This is a genomic window from Rhizobium sophoriradicis (genome assembly GCF_025200795.1).
Taxonomy (GTDB): Bacteria; Pseudomonadota; Alphaproteobacteria; order Rhizobiales; family Rhizobiaceae; genus Rhizobium; species Rhizobium sophoriradicis.
This window is the reverse complement of record NZ_CP104152.1, coordinates 826294-845054: the sequence shown is the minus strand read 5'-3', so window position 1 is coordinate 845054 and position 18761 is coordinate 826294. Positions and strand designations below refer to the sequence as shown.

Sequence of the window (18761 nt, the reverse complement as noted above, 5' to 3'; positions counted from 1 at the left end):
ATGCTCGGCCTTGAGCCGAGCATCCATACCGCATCCACCAACAGCAGCGGCATGGATCCGGGGTCAAGCCGAAGGACGACGGTGGATGGAGAGCAGTCCGCGCCTATTCTCTTTCAACAACGATTTTCCTGAGGACACCGCCACTGTCGGGAACCTCGACTTCGATGGCTTTGCTCTTACGTCCGGACGGCGCTTTGCCGCAAACCGCGATTGCAGCCCTCATGAGACCTCTGTCGGTCAGGCGTTCTCTGTCGGTCGGGATGACTGGCTTAAACGTATCTGTGGCTTTTTTCGCCGATTCCCATGTCATCTGGAAACCACATCCGTTCATCACGAGATTCCGGAAGAAGTGCTGAACGAGCGGCCGACCATCGGGGGCTGTGTGCGTGCAACCTGCAACGGCGAAAGAAAGCGCGACAACGCCAAGAATGCGAAATTTCATCGTCCCATCCAAATGATCAACCCCGGCGAGCACTAAAGGCAGAAAATTGGTAGAGTCAATCGGCCAGAGCACGGTGCGCATTACGCCGAAGGGCCCACATACACTCGGTCATCCCAGGCCTTGATGGATGCGGTGGGGATGCTCGGCTCAAGGCCGAGCATGACGGAGGGTGGGGTGGCTTGTGGAGCAGAACCGCAATGCCGGGCGGAGGATGCGCATGCTGCCAACTCGGCCTCGACCGCCGTCATCCCAGATCTTGCGCCTGGCTCCAGCCGGATTGATGTCCGCGCCGCGTGTAAATGCAAGCCTTGAGGTTGGACGCGTAGCGACGCTATCTTGCAACCAAAATCACATTCGAAGGAAGTGTTTTGCAATCAGGTCTATCCATTTCAGCTTCAATATTGTGGATATTTTTCACGCTCGTCTCTCTCGGTCTGGCGTGCTGGTTGGCGCGCCGGCCCAAGAGGACAAGCGTTGGAATCATCCTCGGAGCGCTTCTGGGGTTGGTCTTGATGTCGATTGCTTCAGTTCTGACCGGTTTCCTCGGAAGCGTTCTTCCCTTGGGGCAAATCGATTTCTGGCTCTCCAGTTTAATGGCGCAGATCTGACGCAGCAATCATCACAGGAATTGACTGAAACGATCGCAAACTATCGTTTCTCTGATGCATCGGACGCGGCTAAAGATGGTGCATCAGGAACCGCCCCGAATGTCATCCACTCTTTCCTTGATTCTGCGCGACAACAGGATCCGCATTCCCACCGTGACGCTCGTCGCGCTCGCCTTCACCTATGCCTCGACCGTGCCATACCAGTCGATCATCGGCATCAATGAACTGGGCTTGAGCAACGGCACCTATTCGGCGCTGGTGTTCTTCTCGGCGATCGTCAACGTCACGACGAGCCTGACGCTCGGCATCTGGTCGGACCGGCTGAAGGAGCGGCGGCCGCTGGTGCTGGGGCTTTCGGTCGCCGGCATGCTCGGCTTCGGATCGATCGCGATCATCCACAGCCCGGCGATCTTCATCGTCTCGACGCTGTTGCTGGTGCCGATGAGCAACTCCACCTATTCCCTGCTTTTCGCCAGCCTGCGGGCCAGGACCAACCAGATCGAGCGCGGCGAGGCAGCCGCGGTCACGGCAACGGTGCGGGCGCTGTTTTCCGGCTCCTGGGCGCTGGCGCCGGGGCTGATCGGCCTCTATCTCGTCAATTCGCCGTCGATGACGCCGGCCTATGGGATCGCGGCCTTCGCAAGCCTCGTCTGCTTCTGCCTGTATTTCTTCTTCGCGCCGGGCAACGGCACGGCCGGCTCCGCCCCCGATCCCGTCGGATTCCTGGCTTCGCTGAAACGGATCTTCATGCCCTATGTGCTGGTGCGCGTCATCGTCATGTCGCTGCTCTTCGGGCTGCAGCGGCTGAACGGCATGCTCTCGCCGCTGATCATCACCAATGCGGCCGGCGGAACAGTGGTCGATGTCGGCTTCATGGCCGGTCTGACGGCCCTTCTCGAAATGCCGTTCATGATGACGTGGGGTTTTGCCCAACGGCGCTTCCGCACCGTGCATGTGCTTGCCTTCGGAGCGCTGATCTATTGCGCCTATCTGATGCTGCTCGGCTTCGCCTCGGCGCGCTGGCACATCTATGCGCTGCTCCTTCTCAACGCCTGCGGAGCGGCGGCGATCCTCAGCGTGCCGATCACCTATCTGCAGGATGTGATCGCCGACCGGCCGGCTCGGAACCTCATTACTCTCGCTCAATACCTTCATCGGCACCGGCATCAGCGCCGCAATTTTCGTCTTCGGCACATCGGTCACCGATTATTCCGGCACCGCCTTCGTCGGCGCTGCCGCGGGCTTGGCATCGATCGGCGCCTTGCTTTATCTCGAAAGCAGCAGGCGGCAGGTGCGGCAGCCGGCTTAAGGTGTGGGCCGCATGTCAGCGCGCCGCCTCACCGCGGCGTGATGCGATAGGCGCAGCGGCGGGCACCGGCGAGGATGTGTTCGCTGCGCTCGACCTCGGCGCCGAGGGCGGCGCGGAAGGTTTCGAGTTCGGAGCGGCAGAAGCCGGCGCAGGCGGTGGCCGCCGCGCAGATCGGGCAGTGGTTTTCAACCAGCATGAAGGAGCCATCGGCCTCCCGCCAGCTGTCGGCCATATAGCCCTCGCGGGTGCGGATGGCGGCAAGGCACTCGACGCGGGCGGCAAGGTCGCCGGCCGTCTCCAGCTCTTGGCGATAGCGCTCCAGCGTCTCGGCCTCGCGGGCGGAGATGACGGTGTCGAGCGCTGCGGCTCCAAGCTGTTCGGTGAGGGTGGCGAGCAGGTTTGCCGTCAATTCGGCATGGCCGTCGGGAAAGCGGCGGTTGCCGGCCGCGGTCAGATGCCAGAGCTGACGCGGGCGTCCCCGGCCGGCGGCGGCGACGGTCACCGGCTCCACCAACCCCTCCTCCGCCATCCTGGCCAGTTGCTGGCGGGCAGCCTCGCCGGAGATGCCGAGCGCATCGCCGATTGCGGAGGCAAGCTGCGGACCCTCGGTCTTTATCAGGATCAGGATCCGGTTGGCTGGGGATTGGCGCATATTTTCCAAGTCAAGTCTTGTTTTAATCAGGACGGCATGTAATTTTCCAATTTATAACTTGGAAAATTATTTCCCGCCAGCAAAAACGTCGAGGATCGCCCCATGTCCGAAATCGACCAGACCATTGCTATTCCGAATACCAGCTCCGTCCTCCGCCTCTTCCTTCCCGAGCACCTGGCCGCAACGTTGATGCTGGCCGGCGGCGTGACGCTTTATGCGGTCGAGAGCTACATCACAGCGACCATCGCGCCTTCGATCGTGCGCGACATCGGCGGTCTTGCCCTGTTTTCCTGGGTGACAAGCCTGTTCGTCGCCGCCGCCGTGCTCGGCTCGATCTTCGTCGCCATGCGGCCGCGAGGGATTACGCTGCGCGGCGTCTATGTGATCGCCGCCCTCGTCTTCGGCGCGGGCAGCCTGGTCGCCGCAATCGCCCCGTCAATGCCGGTGGTGCTGATCGGCCGGGCGCTGCAGGGTCTCGGCACCGGGGCGCTTGCGGCCCTCGGCTACGCCTTCATACGCTTCGTCTATCCCGAACCGCTGTGGCCGAAGGCCACGACGCTTTATGCGGCGATCTGGGGCATCTCGACCGTCATCGGCCCGACGCTCGGCGGCTTCTTTTCCTCCGGCAGCAGCTGGCGCTACGCCTTCATCGTGCTGGTGCCGCTCGGCGTCGTGATGGCGGCGCTGGCACCGCGGCTCTTGCCGGAGGTCGAGGACGACCGCGATTACGTGAAGACGCCCGTTGCCCAGATCGGGCTGCTTCTTGCCGCCGTCCTGATGATCAGCGCCGCCGGTGCGATCGAGGCGACAGCCATGAAAACGGCGTTGATCGCCAGTTCGGTCGTTGCGGTGGCAGCCATGCTTCTCATCGAGGCCCGAAGCCGCAACCGGCTGCTGCCTTCCGGCGCCGTCAGCCTCTCCAAGCCGATTTCCCGCGTCTATCTGGCGATGCTCGCCATGACCGTCGTGCTCGTCAGCGACGTCTTCATTCCCTATTTCCTGCAGGTCCTGCATGGGGTGACGCCGCTGATCTCGGGCTATCTGGTAGCGCTGGTCGCCCTCGGCTGGACCTTAGCCGCCTTCCTCAGCAGCTCATTGACCGGCCGGCGGGCGCACGCGGCGATCATTGCCGGCGCGCTGATCGAGGCGGCGGCAACCGCTTCGCTGGCCATCTTCCTCGCCAAAGACAATCCGCAGGCTCTTTTGCCGCTGATCGTGCCGGCGGCGGTCGCCATGTTCATGATGGGCTTCGGCATCGGCCTCGGCTGGGCGCATCTCGTCGCCATGGTGCTGAAGCTCGTCGCCAGAAACGAACAGGACAAGGCATCTTCGGCGATCCCGACGATGAGCTCGCTCGGCGGCGCTTTCGGCGCAGCCTTTTCCGGCGTCATCGCCAATGGAGCCGGCCTCGTCGAACCGGGCGGCATATCCGGCGCGCTGTCGGCGGCGCACTGGCTCTATGTCGCCATGGCAGTGCCCGGCATCGTCGCGATCGCCGCAGCAATGACGCTGAGGGACAACCGGAATTGAAAAGGCGCCTCAGGGTTCGAGGCGCCTCTGTAACGAAGGTTAAAGCTTTCAGGCGACGTTGCGCTCCGGTTCCGGCGCCTGCTGGACGGCCTGCTGCTTCACGCCGAGATAGAGGATGGAGTCGCGACTGATGCCATAGGTCTCGCAGACCTCGGGCGTGAGGAATTCGGTGACCGGGATTTGCTGGACAGCCAAACCGGCGCGCTGGATCACATCGACAAAGCCGGACCTTGAGAAGAGACGCACGTGGTCGTCCTGGCCGAAATGCGCCCAGCGGCCTTCCGGCGTCGTCACCTCGGGATTTTCATAGGTGTCCTCGATCGACAGGCAGATCGGCGCCATCAGGATGGCGACGCTGTCCTGCTTGAGAACACGCCGGATTTCGGCGGTGGCACGCACTGGATCGTCGACGTGTTCGAGCACGTGGGAACAAAGCACGAAGTCGAAGCTCTCATCGGCGTAGGGCAGGTTGTGGATATCCGCCTTGTCGTCTGCCTCGGGCAAATACATATCGCAGCTGCGGTAGAAGATATGCGGGTGGCTCTTGAGCCAGAAGGTCAAGGCGCGGCCGGGCGCAATGTCCAGGAAGCGGACAGCCTGCGCCTGGTTGAGGCGCTGGAATACCGGCGTCAGGAACAGCGCGAAGAGCCTGTCGCGATCGGTCGAATGACAATTGGGGCAGCTATAGGCCTGATGGTTGATCGTCTCGAATTCATGCAGGCCATAGGGAAAGCCGTGCTCGACCGCTTTGTCGACGTAGTAGCGTGGAAGCGGTACGAAATGCGGAATTCTGCTGCGGCAGATGGGGCACGCGTGGAATAGAGCCATTGTATCCTCATAGGGACCGTACAACGCGCAAGCAACGCCACATCAAGATGCGCAGTTTCGGGGCCAGGTTTCGATCAGACAACTGTTCAACGACCCCGGAGACTCACGAAACGCCCAGGATCAGCTTCACCTTGCGTACGAATGCTGGTCCGAAGCTGACCTCAGACGGTGAGCACCACCTTGCCGATATGGCTGCCTTCCTCGATCAGGCGGTGTGCCTCGACGACTGCTTCGAAGGCAAAGACCGTGTGGATGACCGGGGCGATGGCGCCCGTTTCCAAGAGCGGCCAGACTTGCGAGAGGAGGTCGTCGCGGATGGCGCGTTTTTCCTCGGCCGTGCGCGGACGCATGGTGGAGCCGGTCACCGTCAGCCGCTTGACCATGATCGGCGACAGATTGACCCTTTCGGCAACGGCGCCGCCGAGGAAGGCGATGATCGACAGGCAGCCGTCTTTGGCGAGCGAGGCGAGGTTGCGCTCGAAATAGGCGGCGCCGATCATGTCGAGGATGATGTCGACGCCCTGGCCGGTCTCGGCCTTGATCACCTCGGCGAAATCCTCGCTGCGGTAGTTGATCGCCCGTTTGACGCCGAGCTTTTCGCAGGCCTCGCATTTCTCGCTCGAGCCGGCCGTCGCATAGACCTCGGCGCCGAAGGCGCGGGCGAGCTGGATTGCCGTCGTGCCGATGCCGCTGGTCCCGCCATGGATCAGCACCGTCTCGCCTTCGGTAAGCCCGGCCATCTGGAAAAGATTGGCCCAGACGGTGAAGAAGGTTTCGGGAAGGGCGGCCGCTTTCACGGCATCATAACCCTTGGGAAAGGGCAGGATCTGGCCTGCCGGCAACAGGCAATATTCGGCATAGGCGCCGCCATTGGCAAGGCCGCAGACCTTGTCGCCGACGGCGTGATCGCTGACACCGGTGCCGACGGCGACGATTTCGCCTGCAAGCTCCAGGCCGAGGATCGGGCTCGCGTCCTTCGGCGGGGGATAGCTGCCCTGGCGCTGGGCAATATCGGGGCGGTTGACGCCGATCGCCTCGGCGCGCACCAGCACCTGCCCCTCTTGCGGCATCGGCAGCGGGCGGCTGCCGATCACCATCACCTCCGGCCCGCCGAAGGAGTTGAGATCGACGAAACGCATTTCTCGAGGCAATGGCATGGTGCGATCCTCCCTGATCCAAAACAGGGGAATTAAATCAGCACCGCCGGCTTGGGAAGGTCGGAAACGGCAAGGGCGTCAATTCGCCTCGCCCAGAACGTGGAAGGCGAGGCCCTCCTCGCTCTCCTTGGCGGCCGACTTGATGACGGCGATCTCGGCGCTGACACGGTTGATATCGTCGATGACGAGGCCTTCCGCCAGTTCGATCACGCCGATCGAGCAGCGCATCAGCGGGAACAGGGCTTCGGCACCGCTGCGGTCGTGACCGAGGATGCGGCCGGCGGCGCGGTGCTCGTCGGAATAGAAGTCGAGCACGTCGTCGTGGAAATCGCTGATCAGCCGGTCGAGGATCTCCGTCAACTCCTCCTTGGTCCAGCCGACGACGCCGATGAAGAAATCGTCGCCGCCGACATGGCCGAGAAAATGCCGCTCGGCGAAGAAATAGCGGCGCATCAGCGCGGCAAACAGCGAGATCGCGTGGTCGCCGAGATGGAAGCCATAGGCATCGTTGAACGGCTTGAAATTGTCGAAATCGCAATAGCAGAAATGGCGAACCTCATCGCCGTCGCGGCCGGACTGGCGCATGAAATCGCGAACGGCGCGATTGCCCGGCAGGCCGGTCAGCGGGTTCTGGTCCTGGGCGGTCTTCAGCTGCTTCTCGTTGATGACCTTGATCAGCGAGGCGGCGGAGACGACGCCGGCATAACGCATATTGTCGGTCAGGATCAGGCAGTTGCTGCCTTCCATATTGGCGAAGATCGCCATCAGATGCTCGGCATCGCTGTCGAGGCCGACGATCGGCGCCATCTCGACGAAATGCGAAATGCTGCGCTCATACATCTTGTTCTTCAGGAGATCGCGGCCGAAGGGCTGATAGATATATTCCTTGAGGTGATGCTCGTGGATGATGCCGCGCGGCTCGTCATTGGCGTTGAGCACGGGGAAGAAAGCCTGGCGCGGATTGCGGCGGAAAAGCTCGAAGACGCTGTCGATGCTGTCGTTCTCGTAAACCGTCGGCAGCAACTCGATCTGCCTGCGGATGAGGATCTCATCGAGCGACTGGCTGGCGCGCTTGCTTTTTCCGAGCTCCTGCAGGTGCGGGAAGGACGGCGCCAGTTCGGACATATGCGTCGTCGGACGCGAGATGAACCAGCCCTGGACGAGATCGACGCCATATTCGCGGCACGCAATGAATTCGGCTTCGGTCTCGATGCCCTCGGCGATGACGCGAGTGCCGAGCACATGGGCGATATTGACGATGCTTTTCAGCAGGTGACGTTTGCGCGGGCTGCGATCGATATCGGCGACGAAATGACGGTCGATCTTCAGATAATCGACGGGATGATCGCAGAGCAGTTTCATCTCGCCGTGACCGACACCGAAATCGTCGATCGCCAGCTTGAAGCCGGCCTTGCGCAGCTTCGACACCAGAGCTGAAAATTCCGGCACGCTTGTGTTGTCGAAACGCTCGGAGAATTCGAAACAGACCGAAGACGGCGGGATATTCGCGCTCCTCAGATGCTGCAGCAGGCTTTCGACCAGCCGCTCGCCATCGGGGATCAGCCGGACATCGAGATTGAGGAACAGCGTCGCGGTGGAGAAATTCGGCAGCGTCGCAAATTTGGCGAGTGCGCGGCTCGCCAGCATCTGTTCGAGCGCCAGCAGCTGGCCGGCCCGATGGGCTTCATCAAGAATATCGGCCGGCGTATCGTAGCCGATGCGATCCTGGCCGCGCATCAGGGATTCGTAGCCGAACACCGTGCCTGTGCCGGCCTCGACAATCGGCTGAAAAGCGTTCTCGACGACGAGCTTGGCAAGGGTGACGATCTGATCGCTGGCATAACGGCGCAGGACGCCAGGTTCGACGGCGGCAGTCAGGGATGTGCCGGTTTTCATCTCGGCCGATCTCCACTGTGACTTGTTCTTCTTGAGCCAGGACCATGCCGCAGAAGGATCAATGAACCCTTTCGCCAATATGAAAGTTTTGTGAAAGACGCAGGGCATCGCCACGCGTTCCGCGTTTAATCGGATTTTCCAACGCAATCAGACGCTTGTTCAGGCGGAGCGACGGCGCTGCGCCTCATGATCTGCGAACATGTCGGCGACACATCTGCCGCCGGAGGCACCGCTCTCGTCATCGAGGAGTTCGGCCTTGATTTCGCCGAGCTTGCGGGCGGCATCCCAGAGGCGCAGCGCCTCGCGGACGACCTCGCTGCTTGAGGCATAACCGCCATTATCGACAGCGGCGCGGATGCCCGCGGCCTGTTGCGGAGAGAGGGAAACGGTTACCATCGGCATGAACTTCCTCCCTATATCGATCAGGCAGAACCCTGCCTATCGGGATGCACGACCATTTTTGCCATTCTCGGCGATCTCGCCGATCCTTAAACCGATACCGATCTAAGGAATTATGCGGTGGTGCATTCGCACATCGGATGATCCCAGTAGTTAGGATCGGCCGGTAATCCTTCAAGTCTAATCCCCAGGCATCTGCTTGTCAAAAAGCCGGGTCACCCTTCTCCACCGTTTCAATCCGGATGCCGAGGCCGAAGGCGATCATCGTCGAGCCCTGGACGATGAGATCGGCGGCAAGGAAAAGCCCGAGGATCCAGAGGCTGTTGACCGGCCAGCCGAGCACTATGACGAAACCGGCAAGGGCGGTTATGACGCCGCTGACGACGATCCATGCCCAGCCTTTGGCCGGCTTCATGCGCCTGCCGACCCAGGTGCGGAAGACGCCGGCGATGAGAAGGGCGAGCGACAGAAACAGCGTCAGCGCCGCCGAGGTCAGGATCGGATTGACGAAGGCCGCGATACCGGCCAGCACGTAAAGCAGGCCGCTCAGCGCCCAGAACAGCACGTGGTCCCAGCCGCGCACCTGGAAGGCGTGGACGAGATAGATGATGCCGCCGAGCAGCATCAGCATGCCGACATAATAGACCGAGACGACGGTGGCGAGCATCAGATTGCCGAGCGCGATCAGACCACAGACCAACAGCAGAACGCCGAGGCCAACGAACCAGACCCATTTCGACCGCAGCTGGGATGTCGGGGTTCCCTCAAAGACATCGGCCATGATGCACCTCCTGAATCCCGATATGTTGCAGCAGGTTTTCAGGGAAAGATCGGCGCTCGCCAAACCGACAAAGATTTTTGTTGATTGATCAGTCAATCAAAAATAATCTGGCGCCGTGTTCATGGGAGATGCCGTTTGCCGAAGGTCGGAATGGAGCCTCTGCGCCGCAAGGCGCTTGTCGATGCGGCGCTGCGGGTGATCGGCGACCACGGCTCGCTTGCCGTCACCATGTCCGATATCGCCCGCCAGGCCGGCGTGTCGCCAGCCCTTGCGCATCATTATTTCGGCAGCAAGGAGCAATTGCTGATCGAGACGATCCGCTCGCTGCTGCGGCAATTGCGCCGCGATACGGTGGCGGCGCTGCGCGCCGCCGAGACAGCGCGCGCCCGGCTTTCGGCGGTCATCCGCGTCAGCTTTCACGCCGACCAGTTCGCGCCGGAGACGATTGCCGCGTGGCTTGCCTTTTACGCCGAAGCGCAGCGCTCGGAGGAGACACGGCGCTTCCTGGTGATCTATGCCCGACGGCTTCGCTCCAACCTGCTTGCCGATCTCAAGACGCTCCTGCCGGCCGATGCCGCAGAACGCGTCGCCGAGGGCGCTGCGGCGATGATCGACGGGCTCTATATCAGGCAGAGTCTGAAATCGGCGCCGATCGGCATCGAAGCTTCGATCGCGCTGACGGAGGATTATCTGAATGCGCTTCTGGCCGGCGCCTCCCCTTCTCCCCAGCGGGTGAAGGCCGAGACTGCCGCCCCCTCATCCGGCCCTGCGGGCCACCTTCTCCCACGGGGGAGAAGGGACGACCACATCGAACCACCCAGGGATAAATGACATGAAAGCCCAGCCGAAAGCCTCGCACTTCATCGACGGCGAATATGTCGAGGATAGCGACGGCGCCGTCATCGAGAGCCTTTATCCTGCGACCGGCGAGGTGATCGCCCGCCTGCATGCGGCCACGCCCGCAATCGTCGAGAAGGCGATTGCCGCGGCCAAGCGCGCTCAGACGGAATGGGCAGCGATGAGCCCGTTGGCGCGCGGCCGCATCCTCAAGCGCGCTGCCGACATCATGCGCGAGCGCAATCGCGAGCTCTCCGAACTGGAAACGCTCGATACCGGCAAGCCGATCCAGGAAACGATCGTCGCCGATCCGACCTCGGGCGCCGACGCCTTCGAATTCTTCGGCGGCGTCGCACCGGCCGGGCTCAACGGTTCGCATATCCCGCTCGGCCAGGATTTCGCCTATACCAAGCGGGTGCCGCTCGGCGTCTGCGTCGGCATCGGCGCCTGGAACTATCCGCAGCAGATCGCCTGCTGGAAAGCTGCCCCGGCGCTCATCTCAGGCAATGCCATGGTGTTCAAGCCCTCGGAGAATACGCCGCTCGGCGCCTTGAAGATCGCGGAAATTCTGCATGAGGCGGGGCTGCCGAAGGGGCTCTTCAATGTCATCCAGGGCGATCGGGACACCGGGCCGATGCTCGTTAACCACCCCGATGTCGCCAAGGTGTCGCTGACCGGATCGGTGCCAACGGGGCGCCGTGTGGCGGCGGCTGCGGCCGGCAATCTCAAGCATGTGACGATGGAGCTCGGCGGCAAGTCGCCGCTCATCGTCTTCGACGACGCGGATCTCGATTCGGCGGTCGGCGGCGCCATGCTCGGCAATTTCTATTCGACCGGCCAGGTCTGCTCGAACGGCACGCGCGTCTTCGTGCAGAAGGGGATCAAGGCCGAGTTCCTGAAGCGGCTCAAGGCGCGCACCGAGGCGATGCTGATCGGCGACCCGATGGACGAGGCGACGCAGATCGGCCCGATGGTTTCCTGGGCCCAGCGCGAGAAGGTGATCGCCTATATCGAGAAGGGCAAGGCCGAGGGCGCCACCCTGATTGCCGGCGGCGGCATTCCCAACAATGTCTCCGGCGAAGGCTATTACGTGCAGCCGACCGTCTTTGCCGACGTCACCGACGAGATGACCATCGCCCGCGAAGAGATCTTCGGGCCTGTGATGTCGGTGCTCGATTTCGACGAGGAGGACGAGGTGATCAGCCGCGCCAATGCCAGCGAATTCGGCCTGTCGGGCGGCGTCTTCACCGCCGACCTCACCCGCGCCCACCGCGTCGTCGATCGGCTGGAGGCGGGCACGCTCTGGATCAACACCTATAATCTCTGCCCGGTGGAAATCCCGTTCGGCGGCTCGAAACAATCCGGCTTCGGCCGCGAGAATTCGCTGGCCGCGCTGGAGCATTATTCCGAGCTGAAGACGGTCTACGTCGGCATGGGGCCGGTGGTGGCGCCTTATTGAGTAACAAGCTCCGGCCTGCCCCTCACCCTAACCCTCTCCCCGCACGCGGGGAGAGGGGACGTGCCAGACGAAAAGCCTGCGGGGGACGGACAGGTTGCGGCAAGATCCCTTCTCCCCGTCAGAACGGGGAGAAGGTGGCGGCAGCCGGATGAGGGGTAGGCGCGGCAAACAAGCAGCCGGCCGAAGGGCAAATCGAGAAAGACAGAACCATGCAAGCAGATTTCGTCATCATCGGCTCGGGCTCGGCGGGATCCGCCCTCGCCTATCGCCTCTCCGAGGACGGCAAGAACAGCGTCCTCGTCATCGAGGCGGGCGGCAGCGATTTCGGGCCGTTCATCCAGATGCCGGCGGCGCTTGCCTGGCCGATGAGCATGAAGCGCTACAATTGGGGTTATCTCTCCGAGCCGGAGCCGAACCTTAACAACCGGCGCATCACCGCGCCGCGCGGCAAGGTGATCGGCGGCTCCTCCTCGATCAACGGCATGGTCTATGTGCGCGGCCATGCGGAAGACTTCAACCGCTGGGAGGAGCTCGGCGCCAGCGGCTGGGCCTATGCCGACGTGCTCCCCTATTTCAAGCGGATGGAGCATTCGCATGGCGGCGAGGAGGGCTGGCGCGGCACCGACGGGCCGCTGCATGTCCAGCGCGGCGGCTTCACCAATCCGCTGTTTCGCGCCTTCATCGAGGCCGGCAAGCAGGCGGGCTTCGAGACGACCGAGGATTATAACGGCAGCAAGCAGGAAGGCTTCGGGCTGATGGAGCAGACCATCTTTGCCGGCCGCCGCTGGTCTGCCGCCAATGCCTATCTGAAACCGGCGCTGAAGCGGAAAAATGTCGGGATCGTCTACGGTGTGGCGCGGAAAATCGTCATCGAGGACGGCCGGGCAACCGGTGTCGAGATCGAGCGCGGCGGCAAGGTAGAGGTGGTGAAGGCCAATCGCGAGGTGATCGTTTCGGCCTCCTCCTTCAATTCGCCGAAGCTCTTGATGCTGTCGGGTATCGGCCCCGGCCAGCATCTCACGGACATGGGCATCGAAGTGAAGGCCGACCGGCCAGGCGTCGGCGCCAACCTGCAGGACCATATGGAATTCTACTTCCAGCAGGTTAGCACCAAGCCGGTGTCGCTTTACTCCTGGCTGCCGTGGTTCTGGCAGGGGGTGGCCGGCGCCCAATGGCTGCTGTCGAAGGGCGGGCTCGGCGCTTCCAACCAGTTCGAGGCCTGCGCCTTCCTGCGTTCCGCACCCGGGCTGAAGCAGCCCGACATCCAGTATCATTTCCTGCCGGTGGCCATCAGCTATGACGGCAAAGCAGCCGCCAAAAGCCATGGTTTCCAGGTGCATGTCGGCTACAACCTGTCGAAATCGCGCGGCAGCGTGACGCTGCGTTCGCCCGATCCGAAGGCCGAGCCGGTGCTGCGCTTCAACTATATGAGCCATCCGGAAGACTGGGAGAAATTCCGCCATTGCGTGCGGCTGACCCGCGAGATCTTCGGGCAGACGGCCTTCGACGCTTATCGCGGCCCGGAGATCCAGCCGGGCGAAGGCGTGCAGAGCGACGAGGAGATCGACGCCTTCCTGCGCGAACATCTGGAAAGCGCCTATCACCCCTGCGGCACCTGCAAGATGGGCGCCAAGGACGATCCGATGGCGGTGGTCGATCCGCAAACCCGGGTGATCGGCGTCGAGGCCTTGCGCGTCGCCGACAGCTCGATCTTCCCGCACGTCACCTACGGCAACCTGAACGGCCCCTCGATCATGACCGGCGAGAAGGCCGCCGACCACATCCTCGGCAAGCAGCCGCTGGCGCGCTCGAACCAGGAGCCCTGGGTCAATCCAAGGGCGGCGGTCAGTGATCGGTGACGGCGGAGGCCTGATCAAGCGTCCGTTGTCAGACCAGACGACACCCTGTAGGTTGCAATGACACTCGGGAGACTGGAAACATGGCGCTCAAGCGGATGGACAACGTCGGGATCGTCGTCGAAGACCTTGGAGGGGCGATTGATTTCTTTCGCGAACTCGGTCTCGAATTCGAAGGACAGGCCACGATCGAAGGCGAATGGGCCGGACGCGTGACCGGACTGGGCGATCAGCATGTCGAGATCGCCATGATGCGCACACCGGATGGACACAGCCGGCTCGAGCTCTCCCGCTTCCTCAGGCCTGATATCATCGCAGATCACCGCAGCGCCCCGGTCAACGCGCTGGGCTACCTCCGCGCCATGTTCACCGTCGACGATATCGACGACACCCTCGAAAGGCTCCGCAGGCGCGGCGCGCAGCTCGTCGGCGAGGTCATCCAGTATAAGGACGCGTATCGGCTCTGCTATATCCGTGGTCCTGAGGGGCTTCTCATCGGACTCGCCCAGGAACTCGGCTGAGCGCAATGAGGGTCTGTCAGAGTGAGAGAAATACTGATGCAGGCATGAGAAATCGCTCGCTCAGCGCGCGCGCCTGCCTGAGATTGATTTGCCGTTTCCCACTGAGGATCTCAGAGACGACGGACTGAGCGCCGACTTCCGGCACCTCGGACTGGCTGAGGCCCCGCTCCTCCATAATATAACGAAGTGCATCGGCTCCGGTCACGGGAGGCATCGGCCGGTTCTGCTCGTCATAGGCCTCAACAAGGTCCGCCATGCGAGACGCAAGCAAGGCCAAAGGATGATCATCATCGTCGCCCACTTCAGCGAGAATCTCATCAAGCTGCTCCACCAGACGATCATACTCAGCCTCGTTGATCGGCATGGCAAGAAGAGGAGCCACATGCGTCCAGTGCTCGCTTACAAGTTTTACAAGTGCGCTCATTGGCCTAACCCTTCCATGCTCCTTTGTCATATTCCGCGTGATCCATAATCCGCTGAATATAGATCTTCTTGAATTTGTACTGCACCACCGCGATTAGGCGGATCTTATTGCCACCAATGTCGAATACGTGATGCTGTCCGACTTTATCTGTTGCCGGAAACAATGATTTCATGTCGGCGAAATCTGTCGGCTCCGCCACCTTCATCAGTCGATACCAAGTATCCAGAGCATTGGCCGCTTGAGGCCATCGGTCTTTCGCCTCCCAGATCTTTTTCTGTGTGATGACGTGCATAAACCGGAATAGCGTCCATCGCATTTTGCTATGCCAAATTTAGCGCAATCATCCCGCGATAGCAAGTTGCTATAGCGGCGTTTTATATCGAGGATATCGTCAGAGAAATCCGATCCATCGCCCCGCCAATAGGGCGGCGATCCAGGTTGCCGCCGACAGCGCCGCGGAGAAGCGCAGGCCGTGCCGGATCAGGCCGGTGGCGATCAGCGTCTTCCATCCTTGCCCGAGATGGACGGCAAGGAGATTGAGCAGGCCGAGCCCGATCAGGACGAGCTTGGTGAGGAAGGCGGGATTGGCGGCATATTCGACCGCCCGCACGCTGAAGAGGCAGAAGCCGGTGACGACGGCTGCGGCAAGGCCGACGCCCGCCGCGCGCGACAGAAACGGCGCGATGATCTCCGCCGGCACTTTGCGGAAGCAGCCGGCGAGCCTCAGATCGAGCGGTAGGATGGCGCCGACGAGAAGGCCGATCGAAAGGATATGGCCGGCATTGACGAACATGTAGAGGGTTGCGGAGCGCCGGAGCGCAACCGCGGGCATCGTGGCCGACAGCCATTCGAGAACGGCGATCACGACAGGTCAGTTCGTCCGGATGCGATCGGGATAAATATCGTAGCGCTTGTCGCCGATGGTGATGCGCACGGCCTTCATCCGCTTCTCGCTGCGATCCTGCGAACGGTTGCCGAGAGCGATCACCTGATCGCCGGGCTTGGCGACGCCCTCGACGAAGCCGGAGCGTTCCGTCTGGCGCGGATTGCCGAGTTCGACCCGCCAGACGCCGTCATCGGCGGTCGCGACATCGAGCGTCGGATGCGGCCCGCCCATGGAAATCTTCTCGATGGTGCCGCGAAGCTCGATCTGGTCCGCCTCGGCCCATGACCAGCCGTGATGCGCGGCAGCGCTCGTTGCGAGGGCAGCAGACAGACCGACGGCCGCCAGCAGATGCTTTGTCGAAATTGCAAACATGGATCTTCTCCCTACCCGAATGGACAGGCAGGTGGAGCACCGCAGCGGCGAGAAAAGGCATTTCACCAAATCTTGAAGAAGGCGTCCCGCAGACTCGTCGAGCGCGACGCTCAGGCGAGCAGGCGGGTGACTTCGGCGCCATGCCGCGGCCCGACGGCATCGGCAATGGTCGTGGAGAACAGCACCTTGCGGGTGGCGTCGGCGACCTTGGCGAAGACGTGGCGGATTTCGCAGGTCTGTTCGCCGTCGCAATCGTCGCATTTGCGGTAGGCGGTGATCGACAGGCACGGCAACGGAGCGATCGGGCCGTCGATGATGCGCAGGATTTCGCCGAAGGTGATGGTGTGGGCGGGTTTCAGCAGCAGATAACCGCCCTGCTTGCCGCGGCGGCTGACGACGATGCCGTGATGTTTCAGGTCGAGCAGGATTTGTTCGAGGAACTTCTTCGGGATCTTCTGCTGCGCGGCAATGTCGGAAATCATCACCGGTTCGTCGGCATCGGCATCCGCCAGAACCGTCAGCGCCCGCAGCGCATATTTTGCCTTTTGCGTAATCATCTCGGACCGTCGACACACACATGCGGCGCGAATTCCGCGCCGCTTCACAGGTACATCAGCCTCTATGGCACAGCCAGCATGAACGGAATTTGAACGCGCCGGAGAAAGCCTTGAGGAACAAGCGTTTTGGCCTTGTTTTTCGCCCTTAGCCAAGCTTACTCAATCTACGCCGAAACTGTGGCTTCCGCACCTTTTTCGCCATCACTTCAGATTTCGAATTGACAGGCTGCGTGTAACTCTACTATTTTTGTAGACATACCAGCTGTTCGCGGGGATTTTTATCCTCGGGCGGCTGTTTTTTTGCATTGCGGCAGCTTCGGAGAGATATTTGCTCCTCCGGCCGCAGCTTTCGAAATCCCTTTTTCTGTCCGATCCAGGATTGAACTGCGATACTCCGGTCAACAAAGGACAGGATTCTCATGACTGTTATCGATACGATTGCGGAAGAAGGGCCGATTGCGGAAGCCAAGGCGCTGAACGACAAGCTGGCGGGCCTCGACCTTGCCGGACGTCTGTCGCTGGTGGCAGGCCTTGGCGGGCGCGTCGTGTTCACCACCTCGCTCGGCATCGAGGACCAGGTGATCAGCGCCGAGATCGGCACGCACCGCCTGCCGATCGACATCGCGACGCTCGAGACCGGCCGGCTGTTTGCCGAGACGCTGTCGCTGATCGAGGAGACGGAAGCCCAGTACGACATCCATATCCAGCGCTTCACCCCCGAAAAGGCCGATATCGACGCCTATGCAGCGAAATACGGCCTGAACGGCTTCTACGAAAGCGTTGAAGCCCGGCATGCCTGTTGCGGCGTGCGCAAGCTGAAGCCGCTTGCGCGCGCTCTCGAGGGTGCAACGATCTGGATCACCGGCCTGCGCCGCGGCCAATCGGCCAACCGCGCCGAGACGCCATTTGCCGAATATGATGCCGAACGCCACCTCTTGAAGGTCAATCCGCTCGCCGATTGGGACCTGGAGGCGATCAAGGCCTTCGTTTCCGACAATGGCGTGCCGGTCAATCCGCTGCATGCCCGCGGCTATCCCTCGATCGGCTGCGAGCCGTGCACCCGGGCGATCAAGCCCGGCGAGCCGGAGCGCGCCGGCCGCTGGTGGTGGGAGCAGGACGAGAAGCGCGAATGCGGCCTGCATGTCGCCGAAGAGGCCTCGGTGATCGCCGCACAATAATCAACCCTCACGGCTTTCCCAATCAGGGCGCGGCGACCGCCGCAGCCTTTGGGGAAGCCAACATCAAGGAATTATTTGCGGGCAGCCGCAAAGATCGACAGCCTGGAGTAAGACATGCCCGATAGCCGTCCGGATACGGAACTCAGCAATCCCCAGAGCGCCAAAGCGCCGCTCGACCCGCATCTGAAGGCGCTGGAAAACGAATCCATCCATATCTTCCGCGAGGTTGCGGCCGAATTCGAGCGTCCCGTCATGCTCTATTCGATCGGCAAGGATTCCTCGGTGCTGCTGCACCTGGCGCGCAAGGCCTTCTATCCCGGCCGCGTGCCCTTCCCGCTCCTGCATGTTAACACCGGCTGGAAGTTCCGGGAGATGATCGCCTTCCGCGACGAGACTGCCAGGAAGTACGATCTCGACCTGATCGAGCACATCAATCCGCGCGGTGCGGCCGAAAACATCACGCCCTTCACCCATGGTTCGGCCGCCTTTACCGACATCATGAAGACCGAGAGCCTGCGCCAGGCGCTCGATGCCGGCCAGTTCGACGCTGCCTTCGGTGGCGCGCGGCGCGACGAAGAGGCAAGCCGCGCCAAGGAGCGCATCTATTCCTTCCGCACGCCCGACCATCGCTGGGATCCTCGCAATCAGCGTCCGGAACTCTGGAACGTCTACAACGGCATGATCCGCAAGGGCGAGAGCGTGCGCGCCTTCCCGCTGTCGAACTGGACCGAGGTCGATATCTGGCGCTACATCCAGGCCGAGGACATTCCGCTGGTGCCGCTCTATTACGCCAAGAAGCGCAAGTTCGTGGAGCGCGACGGCATGATGATCCTGGCCGAGGATCCGCGCCTCGAACTCTTGCCCGGCGAAGTGCGCCAGGAAGGCATGATCCGCTTCCGCACGCTCGGCGACTTCCCGCTGACCGGCGCCATCCGCTCGCAGGCGACCACGCTGGAAGAGGTGATCGCCGAACTCGAAATAGCAACGGTGTCCGAACGCCAGGGCCGCGCCATCGACCGCGACCAGTCCGGCTCCATGGAAAAGAAGAAGCGTGAAGGATATTTCTGAG

Annotated in this window: 19 protein-coding genes and 1 pseudogene; 8 read left to right on the top strand and 12 right to left on the bottom strand. The window is 62.0% G+C overall.

What is annotated here, in order from left to right; translation table 11 throughout:
• Positions 1 to 103: 103 nt before the first annotated feature.
• Positions 104 to 442, bottom strand: a complete 339-nt coding sequence (locus N2597_RS04130; RefSeq protein ID WP_010055075.1) for a hypothetical protein — start codon at positions 440 to 442, stop codon at positions 104 to 106.
• A 707-nt stretch (positions 443 to 1149) separates the two neighbouring features.
• Here N2597_RS04130 and N2597_RS04125 point away from each other — a divergent pair.
• Positions 1150 to 2359 (top strand): annotated as a pseudogene (locus tag N2597_RS04125) (MFS transporter).
• 28 nt (positions 2360 to 2387) lie between these two features.
• Here N2597_RS04125 and N2597_RS04120 read toward each other — a convergent pair.
• The gene (locus tag N2597_RS04120) at positions 2388 to 3011 is read right to left on the bottom strand and encodes a helix-turn-helix transcriptional regulator (RefSeq protein WP_183598958.1); all 624 of its coding nucleotides are present in this window, start codon (positions 3009 to 3011) and stop codon (positions 2388 to 2390) included.
• Between the two features lie 102 nt (positions 3012 to 3113).
• Here N2597_RS04120 and N2597_RS04115 point away from each other — a divergent pair, with 102 nt between their 5' ends.
• The gene (locus N2597_RS04115) at positions 3114 to 4541 is read left to right on the top strand and encodes an MFS transporter (RefSeq protein ID WP_096764010.1); all 1428 of its coding nucleotides are present in this window, start codon (positions 3114 to 3116) and stop codon (positions 4539 to 4541) included.
• Positions 4542 to 4589: 48 nt separating this feature from the next.
• On the opposite strand, the gene N2597_RS04110 is transcribed toward N2597_RS04115, so the two are convergent.
• The 5 genes from N2597_RS04110 to N2597_RS04090 all read right to left on the bottom strand — a co-directional run bounded on the left by N2597_RS04110 (position 4590) and on the right by N2597_RS04090 (position 9602).
• On the bottom strand, positions 4590 to 5369 hold the full coding sequence (locus N2597_RS04110) for a class I SAM-dependent methyltransferase (protein ID WP_077994735.1): 780 nt from the start codon (positions 5367 to 5369) through the stop codon (positions 4590 to 4592).
• Positions 5370 to 5530: 161 nt separating this feature from the next.
• Positions 5531 to 6526 carry an NAD(P)H-quinone oxidoreductase gene (locus N2597_RS04105; protein WP_183598956.1) on the bottom strand — a complete coding sequence of 332 codons (996 nt, stop codon included), beginning with the start codon at positions 6524 to 6526 and terminating at the stop codon, positions 5531 to 5533.
• Between the two features lie 78 nt (positions 6527 to 6604).
• Complete coding sequence (locus N2597_RS04100; RefSeq protein WP_225881435.1) at positions 6605 to 8422, bottom strand: GGDEF domain-containing protein; 1818 nt, start codon at positions 8420 to 8422, stop codon at positions 6605 to 6607.
• A 159-nt stretch (positions 8423 to 8581) separates the two neighbouring features.
• Complete coding sequence (locus N2597_RS04095; RefSeq protein WP_077994732.1) at positions 8582 to 8824, bottom strand: ribbon-helix-helix domain-containing protein; 243 nt, start codon at positions 8822 to 8824, stop codon at positions 8582 to 8584.
• A 199-nt stretch (positions 8825 to 9023) separates the two neighbouring features.
• Entirely contained in the window at positions 9024 to 9602 is a 579-nt protein-coding gene (locus tag N2597_RS04090; RefSeq protein WP_106797259.1) for an HdeD family acid-resistance protein, read from the bottom strand.
• 150 nt (positions 9603 to 9752) lie between these two features.
• Between N2597_RS04090 and betI the strand changes: the two genes are divergently transcribed.
• The 4 genes from betI (at position 9753) to N2597_RS04070 (ending at position 14275) form a co-directional block, all read left to right on the top strand.
• A complete protein-coding gene (gene betI / locus N2597_RS04085; protein ID WP_341356225.1) occupies positions 9753 to 10433 on the top strand; it encodes a transcriptional regulator BetI in 681 nt (226 codons plus the stop codon).
• 1 nt (position 10434) lies between these two features.
• Positions 10435 to 11898, top strand: coding sequence for a betaine-aldehyde dehydrogenase (betB, locus tag N2597_RS04080; RefSeq protein WP_039618549.1), 1464 nt, complete (start codon positions 10435 to 10437; stop codon positions 11896 to 11898).
• Between the two features lie 209 nt (positions 11899 to 12107).
• Positions 12108 to 13757 (top strand): choline dehydrogenase, encoded by a 1650-nt coding sequence (betA, locus tag N2597_RS04075; protein WP_183598950.1) that lies wholly within the window; start codon positions 12108 to 12110, stop codon positions 13755 to 13757.
• A gap of 80 nt (positions 13758 to 13837) precedes the next feature.
• Positions 13838 to 14275, top strand: coding sequence for a VOC family protein (locus N2597_RS04070; RefSeq protein ID WP_039618545.1), 438 nt, complete (start codon positions 13838 to 13840; stop codon positions 14273 to 14275).
• 16 nt (positions 14276 to 14291) lie between these two features.
• Here the strand turns inward: N2597_RS04070 and N2597_RS04065 are convergent, their stop codons facing one another.
• The 5 genes from N2597_RS04065 to N2597_RS04045 form a co-directional block, all read right to left on the bottom strand.
• A complete protein-coding gene (locus N2597_RS04065) occupies positions 14292 to 14699 on the bottom strand; it encodes a helix-turn-helix domain-containing protein (protein WP_039618543.1) in 408 nt (135 codons plus the stop codon).
• A gap of 4 nt (positions 14700 to 14703) precedes the next feature.
• Positions 14704 to 14991 (bottom strand): type II toxin-antitoxin system HigB family toxin, encoded by a 288-nt coding sequence (locus N2597_RS04060; protein ID WP_039623128.1) that lies wholly within the window; start codon positions 14989 to 14991, stop codon positions 14704 to 14706.
• 99 nt (positions 14992 to 15090) lie between these two features.
• Entirely contained in the window at positions 15091 to 15564 is a 474-nt protein-coding gene (locus N2597_RS04055) for a DUF6644 family protein (RefSeq protein ID WP_038687578.1), read from the bottom strand.
• A 6-nt stretch (positions 15565 to 15570) separates the two neighbouring features.
• Positions 15571 to 15957, bottom strand: coding sequence for a DUF6152 family protein (locus N2597_RS04050; protein ID WP_038687577.1), 387 nt, complete (start codon positions 15955 to 15957; stop codon positions 15571 to 15573).
• Between the two features lie 110 nt (positions 15958 to 16067).
• Positions 16068 to 16514 carry an RrF2 family transcriptional regulator gene (locus N2597_RS04045; RefSeq protein ID WP_010034604.1) on the bottom strand — a complete coding sequence of 149 codons (447 nt, stop codon included), beginning with the start codon at positions 16512 to 16514 and terminating at the stop codon, positions 16068 to 16070.
• Between the two features lie 419 nt (positions 16515 to 16933).
• On the opposite strand from N2597_RS04045, the gene N2597_RS04040 reads away from it, so the two are divergent.
• Both N2597_RS04040 and cysD read left to right on the top strand, forming a co-directional pair.
• On the top strand, positions 16934 to 17692 hold the full coding sequence (locus tag N2597_RS04040) for a phosphoadenylyl-sulfate reductase (RefSeq protein WP_039618540.1): 759 nt from the start codon (positions 16934 to 16936) through the stop codon (positions 17690 to 17692).
• Between the two features lie 114 nt (positions 17693 to 17806).
• Positions 17807 to 18760: a sulfate adenylyltransferase subunit CysD gene (gene cysD / locus N2597_RS04035; protein ID WP_038687572.1), complete on the top strand. Its 954-nt coding sequence runs from the start codon at positions 17807 to 17809 to the stop codon at positions 18758 to 18760.
• Position 18761 lies beyond the last annotated feature (1 nt).